10 protein-coding genes are annotated in these 11,389 nt (G+C 43.8%); 7 read left to right on the top strand and 3 right to left on the bottom strand.

Going from position 1 to position 11,389, the window contains the following annotated elements; translation table 11 throughout:
* Positions 1–284 precede the first annotated feature (284 nt).
* From HUJ19_RS05470 to HUJ19_RS05460, 3 genes are all read left to right on the top strand, one after another.
* Complete coding sequence (locus HUJ19_RS05470) at positions 285–605, top strand: zf-TFIIB domain-containing protein (RefSeq protein WP_290622697.1); 321 nt, start codon at positions 285–287, stop codon at positions 603–605.
* Positions 606–672: 67 nt separating this feature from the next.
* Entirely contained in the window at positions 673–1,017 is a 345-nt protein-coding gene (locus HUJ19_RS05465; RefSeq protein ID WP_290622696.1) for a DsrE/DsrF/TusD sulfur relay family protein, read from the top strand.
* Positions 1,018–1,126: 109 nt separating this feature from the next.
* Positions 1,127–1,819 carry a hypothetical protein gene (locus tag HUJ19_RS05460; RefSeq protein ID WP_290622695.1) on the top strand — a complete coding sequence of 231 codons (693 nt, stop codon included), beginning with the start codon at positions 1,127–1,129 and terminating at the stop codon, positions 1,817–1,819.
* Between the two features lie 280 nt (positions 1,820–2,099).
* On the opposite strand, the gene ffh is transcribed toward HUJ19_RS05460, so the two are convergent.
* The gene (gene ffh, locus HUJ19_RS05455) at positions 2,100–3,500 is read right to left on the bottom strand and encodes a signal recognition particle protein (protein ID WP_290622694.1); all 1,401 of its coding nucleotides are present in this window, start codon (positions 3,498–3,500) and stop codon (positions 2,100–2,102) included.
* Between the two features lie 164 nt (positions 3,501–3,664).
* On the opposite strand from ffh, the gene HUJ19_RS05450 reads away from it, so the two are divergent.
* Genes HUJ19_RS05450 through HUJ19_RS05440 form a run of 3 tightly spaced genes read left to right on the top strand, consistent with a single transcriptional unit; the run spans position 3,665 to position 8,251 of the window.
* Positions 3,665–4,456: an inner membrane protein YpjD gene (locus HUJ19_RS05450; RefSeq protein ID WP_290622693.1), complete on the top strand. Its 792-nt coding sequence runs from the start codon at positions 3,665–3,667 to the stop codon at positions 4,454–4,456.
* Positions 4,457–4,459: 3 nt separating this feature from the next.
* Complete coding sequence (locus HUJ19_RS05445; protein ID WP_290622692.1) at positions 4,460–5,740, top strand: HlyC/CorC family transporter; 1,281 nt, start codon at positions 4,460–4,462, stop codon at positions 5,738–5,740.
* Positions 5,741–5,755: 15 nt separating this feature from the next.
* Positions 5,756–8,251 (top strand): MMPL family transporter, encoded by a 2,496-nt coding sequence (locus HUJ19_RS05440; RefSeq protein ID WP_290622691.1) that lies wholly within the window; start codon positions 5,756–5,758, stop codon positions 8,249–8,251.
* Between the two features lie 86 nt (positions 8,252–8,337).
* Here the strand turns inward: HUJ19_RS05440 and HUJ19_RS05435 are convergent, their stop codons facing one another.
* Entirely contained in the window at positions 8,338–8,793 is a 456-nt protein-coding gene (locus tag HUJ19_RS05435) for a universal stress protein (protein WP_290622690.1), read from the bottom strand.
* Between the two features lie 134 nt (positions 8,794–8,927).
* Between HUJ19_RS05435 and HUJ19_RS05430 the strand changes: the two genes are divergently transcribed.
* On the top strand, positions 8,928–9,350 hold the full coding sequence (locus HUJ19_RS05430) for an Hsp20/alpha crystallin family protein (RefSeq protein WP_290622689.1): 423 nt from the start codon (positions 8,928–8,930) through the stop codon (positions 9,348–9,350).
* A gap of 119 nt (positions 9,351–9,469) precedes the next feature.
* On the opposite strand, the gene purT is transcribed toward HUJ19_RS05430, so the two are convergent.
* The gene (purT, locus tag HUJ19_RS05425; protein WP_290622688.1) at positions 9,470–10,651 is read right to left on the bottom strand and encodes a formate-dependent phosphoribosylglycinamide formyltransferase; all 1,182 of its coding nucleotides are present in this window, start codon (positions 10,649–10,651) and stop codon (positions 9,470–9,472) included.
* Positions 10,652–11,389: the final 738 nt, after the last annotated feature.

Below are 11,389 nucleotides of genomic sequence, written 5' to 3'. Positions count from 1 at the left end.
AATTTTAAGAGCGCGAATTTTACATTAAATACACGGCATTTGGAAACGATTTTACCGAAAAAATCCTTATATTTACTACCTTAACCGCATATCTTTGTAAAACCCTATGATTTCTGTTTATCGCACCATTTTCTCCCTGGCGACTGGGCTCATTTTCCCCTATACAGCCTTTAGTAGCCATTGTTACATTTACTGACGTAATCTTTAAGCTTGATGGATACTCTTAAGTCCCCAATATTGATATAACTAAACAAGAAAACAACCTAATTAAAGGAGTTAACTCTATGCAATGCCCTGTTTGTGATGGTGTTGATCTGGCCATGACCACACGTGAAGGAATTGAAATCGATTATTGTCCTAAATGCCGTGGCGTTTGGCTTGACCGCGGCGAGCTGGATAAAATCATCGAACGCTCGGCCCCGGTTCAGGAAACTGTAAACCCTCAGCCTCAGGAACCAAGATACAGAGAAGACAAATATCGGGGTGAAAAATACCGTGAGGACAAGTACCGCGATCAGCCAAGAGCACACCATGGCTACAGCGATAACGATCATTACAGGCGAAAAAAGAAGAAAAGCCTGTTAGGTGAACTATTCGATTTCTAGCCGTTTTACAAGGCAGGGTTAGTGTTCTAATCTACTAACCCTGATGACATCACCCCAAGGAACTGCGATGAGTTTTCTTATTATCATTAATGACCCTCCCTACGGCACAGAACGCTTATACAATGGACTAAGACTGGCTCACACCCTGATTAAAAAAGAGCATGACGTGACAGTATTCCTGATGGCCGATGCAGTATCCGGTGCAAAAGCCGGCCAGAAAACCCCTGACGGATATTATAATGTCGAGAGAATGCTAAAACTGGTTATCAATAAAGGCTCTGTTCTTCTATGTGGCACCTGTATGGATGCGCGAGGACTTGGCGATGAAGACGTTATAAGTGGCGCTAAGCGAAGCACTATGGACAAATTGGCTGACTTAACGATTAGTTCGGACAAGGTGCTTATATTTTAATACGCTAGGTTAACTGACAAATAAATAGACTTTCTTGTCACTTTCCAAATGAGGATAACGTCGTAGTAGTGATGATTTAGCAATAAGCAAAGGAAAAGGGACTGTGCAAATGCAAAAATTACTCTTAACAATCTTTTTACTATGTAGCTCTTCAATCGCTTTTGGTAGTAGCCAAGAGTTTTATGTAATTAATGAATCTGATATAGAGAAGGCAGATGAGCTGTTCCAAAATGAGCAATATAAAGAATCACAGGAGCTATACTCAAAGTTAGCCAAGGCTGGCGATAAGTATGCACAATATATATTATCGGTAATCTATCTGAATGGACTGACCGATGAAAAAGATCTTCAAAAGGCATACGCTTGGGCCAGAGTAGCCAAAGAAAATGGCAGTGAAGAACTTTCACAGCATTTTGATCATGTAAAATCACTCATCCCACCTGAATACAAAGAGCAGATTGTAAAGTCATCCTCGGACATATACAGACAGTATAGCGACCTTGGTATAGCCGAGAATTACCTGTCTTTTCTCAAAGAAGAGTTTCCCAAATGCACTGGTAGCAGAGTTAAAGTGAATGTAAACGCCTGCGAAAGAATTCAGGTCACATGCAACATAAATAGTGTCTGGGGAGGTAATACTGTCCCTGACATTATCAGCAGCTTTGGTAAAGACTGCCTGGAGTTTGCAGCAAAGATTCAACCCGAAAACCTCAAAAGAATGAAAGCCAGTATCGATGCGTTAGAAGTGTACATTCAAGAAGAAAGGAAAAAAGGGACGGTTATCATTACCGAAGAAAAGTAATCACTAACTTAAACTGACTACTCCGCTTTAACTTACGGAGACAAGTTTCACTGTGAGATAAAATCGCTTAGTACGAGGCAAAAATCCTTTTCAAGCCAGGCGCTTACATCAGTAAGTAACTGGCGAGAAAAGGATTTTTAACAAAGTAATCAGTGATTTTAGGTACTACAAGAATTAAAAAGCTTCTAGAGCGAGGCAAATGCCTTAACTTTTTGCCGTGGTTTACTAAAAGTAAATGAGTCAAAAAGTTAAGGATATTTAACGAAGCTATTAGAAGCTTTTATCGGCCGAATGGAGGCATCCCACCTGGTCCGCCCCCCATTCCTCCTCCCGGGGGCATCATTCCTTTCATGCCACGCATCATCTTCATCATGCCGCCTGGCCCTTTCATCTTTTTCATCATCTTTTGCATCTGATTGAACTGCTTAAGCAGGCGATTGACGTCCTGGATCTGGGTACCGGAGCCATTGGCGATACGTTTCTTACGAGAACCTTTGATCAGTTCTGGGCGCGCGCGCTCTTTGGGTGTCATGGAGTTGATCATGGCAATCATGCGATCGGTCATCTTGCTATTGAGCGCCTTTTGTTTGGCCGCTTCTGGAATTTGCCCCATGCCAGGTAGCTTATCCATTAAACCGGCCATGCCGCCCATATTGTTCATTTGCAATAGCTGATCACGGAAGTCTCCAAGGTCAAAGCCTTTGCCTTTCATGATCTTCTTGGCAACTTTTTCGGCTTTTTTCTTGTCAACCTTACGCTCAACTTCTTCAATCAAGCTTAAGACATCGCCCATGCCGAGAATTCTTGAAGCAACACGCTCTGGATGGAAAGGCTCAAGCTGATCGATTTTTTCGCCCATACCAATGAACTTGATGGGCTTGCCTGTGATATGACGAATAGATAATGCCGCACCACCTCGCGCATCACCATCTGCTTTGGTCAGAATAACACCGGTTAACGGCAAGGCATCATTGAAGGCTTTGGCGGTATTGGCCGCGTCCTGACCGGTCATTGAGTCAACCACAAACAGGGTTTCGGTTGGCTCGATAGCAGAATGAAGCGCCTTGATTTCATCCATCATAGCTTCATCAATCGCAAGTCGACCAGCGGTATCGATAATGACCACATCAATAAACTGTTTTTTCGCTTCTTTGATGGCGTTATTTGCAATGTCGATCGGCTTTTGGTCGGTTGAGCTTGGGAAGAAGGTTGCGCCCACTTCGCCAGCAACCGTTTCGAGCTGCTTGATTGCGGCTGGACGATATACGTCGGCACTGGCAACCATTACCGATTTCTTTTCGCGAGTTTTCAGTAAGTGGGCCAGCTTACCGGCACTGGTGGTTTTACCCGCACCTTGTAAACCTGCCATTAAAATAACTACCGGCGGTTTGGCACTAAGGTTCAAGGCATCGTTGGCCTCGCCCATGGCCTTAATCAATTCATCATTAACAATTTTGATGAAGGCCTGGCCTGGATCAAGCGCTTTGCCCACTTCAGCGCCCATGGCGCGCTCTTTAACGTCACCGATGAAAGCCTTAACCACTGGCAAAGCAACGTCCGCCTCCAACAAGGCCATGCGCACTTCACGTAACGTATCCTTAATATTGTCTTCACTGATTTTGCCCTTTCCTTTTAGTGTTTTCAGGGCACCGGAGAGACGATCACTTAAACTGTCAAACATTGCTGCTAATTCTCAAATTAATGGCTTTTATAAAATTAGGGGCATTATAACGAAATACAAGCGCCTTTGTTGTAGTATTTCTCATAGATAGCGCTTGTTTCAGTGCTAATTTGCTCTAAAATGGCGGTTTAAGAAAAATCCAACAAACCAAAGGCCTTAAGGCAGTGTTAATCGATATAATTACCGGACTTTCTTATCTTGTATTGGCGGTATTTTTTATTCTCCGCCTTAATCACCCGGATAAAGAAGTACCAGAATGGGGAAAGTGGTTGCCGTTGGCGCCAATCGCATTGCATTTGTACGCGCTGTATCTGGCCATTGAAACTGGCACAGGGCAAAATTTATCTTTATTCAATACCCTGTCATTGGTTTCATTAATCATGGTGTTGTTAATTGCCATTTATCGTTTTAATCATCAAACACCACATCTGATGCTATATGCCTGTCTTTTTGCCGGCTTTGTCTCTCTATTAAACATTGTTCCAGAAAAACCTAATATCATTATGCTCAAGGGTAATGCCCTTGCATTCTGGCATATCTGGCTATCGGTTATTGGGTTCAGTCTACTACTGATTGCCACCTTCCAGAGTATTTTGCTGCTGTTTCTACACAAAAAATTACGCAGACGCCCCGCATCGATTCACCCACTGTTACCACCGCTGATGCAAATGGAACAATTCCTTTCGGCATTAGTGCTATCCGGCATTATCAGCCTCGGAATCGCTTTGATATTAGGCTTTATGCAGCCCGACACAGCTCTAAGAGCTCAGTCTTTACATAAAATTATTCTTTCAGCTATTGCCTGGTTCAGCTTCTGTACATTTTATCTTGGGTATAAGTTATCCCGTTTAAGTGGTATTCGTTTTGCTCGGCTATGCATTATTGCTTTCGTAATTCTGGCATTGGGTTACGTTGGCAGTAAACTGGTGCTGGATTACATCCTACAGCGAGGTTAATGTTTGGAATCCCTGTCGACCAGCACTCTGTTCATCATTCTTGGCCTTCTGATTGTACTGTCCGCTTTTTTTTCAAGTTCAGAGACGGGAATGATGTCGCTCAATCGTTATCGATTGAAACACCGAGCAAAGAATGGTGACCGTAGTGCCAAACGGGTCTATAACATGCTCAAGCGTCCAGATAAACTTCTCGGGCTTATATTGCTCGGCAATAACATCGTTAATATCCTGGCTTCAGCTATTGCCACCGTGATCGCCATTCGCTTTTGGGGCGAGGGCGGTATTTTCGCTGCAACTTTGATGCTGACTGTGGTAATCCTGATTTTTGCAGAAGTTACACCGAAAACACTAGCTGCACTGTTCCCAGAGCGAATTGCTTTTTTGGCAGCGCCTATCCTGAAACCTCTCTCAACATTATTATCACCAGCCGTTAAATTGATCAGCTTTCTGGCTAACGGCCTGTTACGCCTATTTGGCGTTAACGCTGGAGCAGAAGGCGAAGACCACTTAAGCCAGGAAGAGCTGAGAACGGTCGTGAATGAGGCTGGCGCCATGATTCCGCGTCGCCACCAGAAAATGCTGCTGAGTATTCTGGATCTGGAAACGGTAACCGTTGACGATATCATGGTGCCACGCAATGAAATTGTTGGTATCGATCTGGCTGATGACATGGATTACATCTTAGAGCAAATCCGTAACAGTATTCACACCAGGCTTCTGGTATTTAGTGAAGAAATCGATCAGGTCAAAGGCTTTCTGCACGCCCGTAACTTTGGCCGCATTCTGGAGCTTGAAGAACCAACCTCTGAAGCCATTCTCGACTTCCTAGATCCCATTTACTATGTACCCGAGGGCACACCACTACATACTCAATTGATGAAATTCCAGCGCAAACGTGATCGCGTTGGACTGGTAGTCGATGAATATGGCGATATTGAAGGGCTGGTGACGCTGGATGATATTCTCGAAGAGATTGTCGGTGACTTCACCACTGAAATGTCGAACATTAATAAAGAGATCCAGGCTCAACACGATGGTACTTATCTGGTCGATGGCACCATTACTATTCGTGAACTTAATCGTGCCATGAAATGGTATTTACCTACCGATGGCCCTAAGACCTTAAATGGGCTGATAACCGAATATCTTGAGACCATTCCACAGGCGGCCACCGGATTACGATTACACGGCTATCCCATGGAAATCCTGCAAGTTAAAGACAACCTGATTAAAACTGTGCGTATTTTGCCGAAATTATACCGCGCACCAGAAACTGATATTTAAACTTGGAACTTATCCATGACACATAACAAAGAGCATTTCTTTTTTAGACTGTATCAAAAACTGATTTTAAACCACCCGATTATTACTTTGACGTTGGTCATTATTCTGTCAGTGGTGGCTGCTACTCAGCTTCCTAAGTTCCGACTCGATGCTTCTGGCGAATCATTAACGCTTGAAAACGATAAGTCACTGAACTATTACCGCCAGGTTAACGAGCGTTATGGCTCAGACGATTTTTTGATCATTACCTGGAAACCAAAGGCAGGATTGATGGATGAGGCAGCTCTCGCCTCTTTGCAAGATCTGGTCAGCCGTTTAGAGCAGTTACCCACAGTTGCCAATATCAATAGCATTCTAAATGTTCCTCTGCTAGATGGCATAAAACTTGATGCCGAAGCTCTGTCCGCTGAAATTCCTACTTTGATGGATGAGAGCGTGAATAAACAAAAAGCGCTTAAAGAATTCACCAGTAGCCCTCTCTACACTAATCTACTGGTAGGTGAAAATGGGGAAACCAGTGCGATACAGGTGAATTTCGAACGCGACGAGCGCTATTTCAGTCTGCTTGATGCTCGTGACGCTTTACGCCAAAAACGTAGCAATGAGCAATTGAGTAAAGAAGAGTCGCAACGACTAGCACAACTCGAAGATGAGTTTGACGCCTACAGTAAAGTTGCCTCAGAGCGCACCAGTCAGATTATCCAGGATGTAAGAATTATCATGGATGACTACCGCGATGTCGCACAGCTCTACCTTGGCGGCATCTCCATGATCACCAATGATATGTTGGATTTTATTCAGCACGATATCACCGTATTCGGTATTGGCATCCTGCTGTTTATCATGATCGCCCTGTTTGCCTTCTTCGGTAAAGTGCGCTGGGTTTTGGTGCCACTCTTTTCTTGTCTGGTCACGGTGCTGATATTGGCCGGCCTGTTAAGTTATCTTGATTGGCGAATAACGGTCATATCATCAAACTTCCCGTCGATATTATTAATTACCGTACTGGCGCTCAACGTTCACCTGGTCGTTTTTTATCGTGACTTTATTTCCGACAATCCTGATAGCAATCAAATGGAACGCGTCAAGGCAACGATTAAGACCATGTACTGGCCCTGCCTTTATACTGCGCTAACTACCATTGTTGCCTTTATCTCATTACTGATCAGCGGCATCCGTCCGGTGATTGATTTTGGCTGGATCATGACGATTGGTCTCGTGCTTGGTTTTATTATTACTTTTATTGTGTTCCCCAGCTTTATCCAGCTCATGAGCACAGAGAAACACCAAAGCGGCTCAAGCATCACTTATAAAATCACCCACTGGATTTACAGTATTAGTGTCAAATTTAAACCAGCCATTTTTGCTCTAGCTGTATTGCTGATCATCTTCAGCGCTTACGGTATTTCGCAGCTTAAGGTGGAAAACCGTTTTATTGATTACTTCAAGCCAACCACTGAAATTTATCAGGGTATGACAGTTATTGATCAGGAGCTTGGAGGCACTACGCCTTTGGATATCGTAATAGACGCTGATCCTGATGAAGAGTCACTATTTGCAGACGATGAATTTGAAGATGAATTCGGTGACGAATTTGACAGCGGTACTTACGATGCGGGCTACTGGTTTACTCGTAGCAAGCTGGAAACCCTTGAAAAAATTCATGACTATATTGATAGCCTTGAGGTCACAGGCAAGGTTCAATCTCTGGCCACCACCGCTAAAGTCCTCAAAGAAATGAACGACGGTGAGTTTCCGGACGAACTGACCTTGTCTCTGGTGCACAAAGAAATGCCTGAAGATGTTCGTGCAACGCTATTAGATCCTTATCTGTCCAAAGATGGCGACCAAACCCGAATCAATATTCGAGTCGAAGAAACCAATCCGAGTTTGAAGCGTTCCGATCTGATTGAAACCATCAATCAATTCATTGTTAATGAAACAAGCATTAAGCAGGAGCATGTTCATTTCACTGGTATGTTGGTTCTATACAATAATATGCTGCAAAGTTTATTTGACTCGCAGATTATGACCATTGGCGTTGTTTACCTGGCCATTCTACTCATGTTCCTGGTGCTATTCCGCTCCTTCGTTCTTGCCATACTCGCAACTATTCCTAACGCTCTGTCTGCTGCTTTAGTTCTCGGCATAATGGGTTGGCTGGGAGTGCCGATGGATATGATGACCATCACCATTGCGGCAATTGTCATTGGTATCGCGGTCGATAATTCCATTCACTATGTGCACCGCTTTAAACGCGAGTTCAGAAAGGACAATAACTATCTAGCCACTATGGAGCGTTGCCACGGCAGTATCGGTAAAGCGATTTACTACACAGGCGTAACCATTATTGTAGGCTTTGCCATCCTGGCACTGTCAGAATTTATCCCATCTATCTACTTTGGCCTTCTGACTGGTTTTGCAATGGCGGTGGCTTTGTTCCTGAACTTAACACTGTTACCACTGATGTTGATTACAGTTAAGCCGCTAAAAGCTGATAAAGATCAGTAAGCTAGTTCGCTCTCAGGGTTAATTCTCAGGATCAAAAAAAGGAGCTTTATCAGCTCCTTTTTTTGATCCTGAATGATTCCGAAAGATTAGTCTTTCGGTTTACGCATCTGAACACATAACACATCACATGGCGAGCCATGCAACACACCATTAGCCGTTGAGCCAAGCAACAACTCCCAACCATGCTGGCCGTGAGTACCGATAACAATCACATCGCACTTTTGCTCTTCAGCATATTTCTTAATTTCACGTGAAGGCTTGCCTATTTTGATATGACAATGATCGTCAGCAACCGCGTATTTTTTGGCAAATTCATTAATTCGTTTCGTCTTAGCTTTTATTGCTTCCTGCTCAATATCATCAGTATTGACGATAACGGCTCCAAATGGCGCACCAGCCCATAGACCTGCTTCAATGGGTTCCGCTACATGAATCAGGTGCAAATCTCCACCTTCTGCGAGCACATTTTTTGCTTTTTGGATAATGGCCTCACCTTCTTTTCGAAGATCCAATGCCACTAAAACCTGTTTATATGAACCCATAACTATCTCCTTTGTCTAACAACTGTCTAGTTTATACCCCATTTCAACCTTACAGTATTTTGATCCAGATCAAAATGTACTGAGGTTAATAGGATTAGTCTAGCATAGCAAACTACATAAATTGGAGGTGTATTATGCAACTATCAAAATGGAAACCTTTCTCAAATATCGAGTCTTTTATGAACTTTCCGGTATCGGGGCTGTTTGATGAAATGTCGAATGGTTTCGGTAACGAGTGGCGTCCTGCTGTCGACTTTATCGAAAAAAATGATGAATTTCTGGTTAAAGCGGAACTGCCGGAAGTTAAGAAAGAAGACGTCAAAATTAATATTGAAAACAATATCTTAAGCGTTCAGGGTGAGCGTCGTTACGAGGAAAAAGACGAGAAGCAACACAGATTGGAACGCTTCTATGGCAGTTTTACCCGAAGCTTTACCTTGCCCGACAACATTGATACGGATCAATGCAAAGCCGAGTTTAAAGATGGCATGCTTAACATTCATCTACCTAAAAAGGCTGGCAGTGAAAAACCCAAAAAATCGATCCAAATCAAATAACAGTTAGTGAGTAGGTAAGAAGATAGGCAGATTGGAACTTAACTCTCTTGGGTTACACTCATTATGAGTAATGACATGACACTTAAGCCCAAGAGAGTTCTTTTTTACAACTATAAACCTTATAACCGAATCGTTACTTTAGCGGCACAGTTACGCGCTTTCGCTCTGGCCTCCTCGACGGAATCAGCTTTAGCCAGGGCAACTCCCATACGACGCTTTCCACTCACCTCTGGCTTACCAAATAAACGCAACTGGGTATCCGCTGCAAATAAGGCCGACTCAAGATTTCCAAACTCAACCTGTTGCGACTCACCTTCGACCAGAATAACAGCCGATGCAGATGGACCCACCTGGCGAATGGCCGGAATAGGCAGTCCGAGAATAGCGCGGGCATGTAAGGCAAACTCAGACAAGTCCTGAGAAATCAGAGTCACTAAACCAGTATCGTGTGGTCTTGGTGAGACTTCGCTGAAAATTGCTTTATCACCCTTGATGAAAATCTCCACCCCGAAAATTCCATAACCTCCCAAATCATCGGTCACAGCTTTAGCCATCTGTTGCGCTTCGGCTAATGCTTTATCGGACATCGATTGAGGCTGCCATGACTCGCGGTAGTCACCATCTTCCTGAATATGACCTATTGGAGCACAGAACTGAGTACCATTGACTGAACGAACAGTCAACAACGTAATTTCATAATCAAAATCAACAAAACCTTCAACTATGACACGCCCCTCACCAGTACGGCCTCCCGCCTGCGAGTATTTCCAGGCTGCATCTATCTGATCCTTAGTTTTAACCGTAGACTGCCCTTTACCCGAGCTGCTCATCACTGGTTTAATCACGAAAGGTAACCCGATCTCTTCTACCGCCTGCTTATACTCGTCATAAGTATCAGCAAAGCGATAAGGCGATGTTTCCAAACCAAGATCTTCCGCCGCTAAACGACGAATCCCTTCGCGGTCCATAGTCAAGCGAGTCGCGCGAGCAGTTGGGATAACAGTAAAACCCTCTTTCTCGACTTCTAACAATGTTTCCGTCGCAATCGCCTCGATTTCAGGCACAATCAAATCTGGCTTTTCTTCTTCAATTACGCGCTTCAACGCATCGCCATTGAGCATATTAACCACATGACTACGGTGCGCCACCTGCATCGCGGGAGCATTGGCATAACGATCTACCGCAATCACCTCAACCCCGAAGCGTTGCAACTCAATAACGACCTCTTTGCCTAGCTCACCGGAGCCTAGCATCATCACTTTCTTAGCTGTATTCGATAAAGGGGTGCCGATCTTTGACATAAAAAATTCCACAAAATGACTGATTGAAATAATAAAGTGCCGATAGAGTAGCAATTGGGGTAGGTTCAGGCAATAAAGAATGGGCATAAAAAAAGCCCCACAATGAGGCTTTAACAGGAAGTCATAGGATGGGTTAGCATTTATGCGTAACCCATCAGTTATGAATAACTGAAATCGTCCTCAAAAGCATCAACCCATGTATGTTAACACCATTCCTTAGTTAAAGTTTTCGCCCCTCGGCGAGTTACTTTTACGGAATACATCCTGTATTCCGCTAAAGCCAGCGTCGTTTCACTCCGCTGTTCAAATTTGTTCCAGACAAATTTGTCTTGCCCTAAGTAACCACAAAATCGTCAGGAACGATTTTGAATAGCGAAGCTAGCCCGAAGGGGGAAGTACAGGGAAGTACTTCATAAAAGAAGACCACCCCGTGATTGAGGTCTCGCTTCGCTCAACTTCCTTCGTATCCGCCAAGCCACTTAACGCACCGTAAAATACGTTCCATCCCTGGCCCGAATTTTACTATTCAAATCATCTCCCTAAAGGGATTCCTTTCAGTCACAGATTTGAATTGCTATGTCTTGGCTACTACTCTGCTCAATCAAAAGGGGATTATTGGTGCTAACGTCTGGCTTAAGGTGTAATAATTAGAAATAGTCATAGCATGGGTTTGGCGGTGGCCGTAACCCATCCTTGTATCTCTCCTGATAGAATGATTAGCTATCTTTCTATCGCCCA

It is taken from the genome of Kangiella sp. (genome assembly GCF_014762745.1).
Lineage (GTDB): Bacteria > Pseudomonadota > Gammaproteobacteria > Enterobacterales > Kangiellaceae > Kangiella.
This window is presented reverse-complemented; position numbering and strand designations above follow the sequence as displayed.

What these genes read in the sequence shown, in the direction of transcription:
- HUJ19_RS05470 (WP_290622697.1), top strand. Translation starts at nt 285, where the DNA reads ATGCAATGCCCTGTTTGTGATGGTGTTGATCTGGCCATGACCACACGT.
- HUJ19_RS05465 (WP_290622696.1), top strand. Translation starts at nt 673, where the DNA reads ATGAGTTTTCTTATTATCATTAATGACCCTCCCTACGGCACAGAACGC.
- HUJ19_RS05460 (WP_290622695.1), top strand. Translation starts at nt 1,127, where the DNA reads ATGCAAAAATTACTCTTAACAATCTTTTTACTATGTAGCTCTTCAATC.
- ffh (WP_290622694.1), bottom strand. Translation starts at nt 3,500, where the DNA reads ATGTTTGACAGTTTAAGTGATCGTCTCTCCGGTGCCCTGAAAACACTA.
- HUJ19_RS05440 (WP_290622691.1), top strand. Translation starts at nt 5,756, where the DNA reads ATGACACATAACAAAGAGCATTTCTTTTTTAGACTGTATCAAAAACTG.
- HUJ19_RS05435 (WP_290622690.1), bottom strand. Translation starts at nt 8,793, where the DNA reads ATGGGTTCATATAAACAGGTTTTAGTGGCATTGGATCTTCGAAAAGAA.
- HUJ19_RS05430 (WP_290622689.1), top strand. Translation starts at nt 8,928, where the DNA reads ATGCAACTATCAAAATGGAAACCTTTCTCAAATATCGAGTCTTTTATG.
- purT (WP_290622688.1), bottom strand. Translation starts at nt 10,651, where the DNA reads ATGTCAAAGATCGGCACCCCTTTATCGAATACAGCTAAGAAAGTGATG.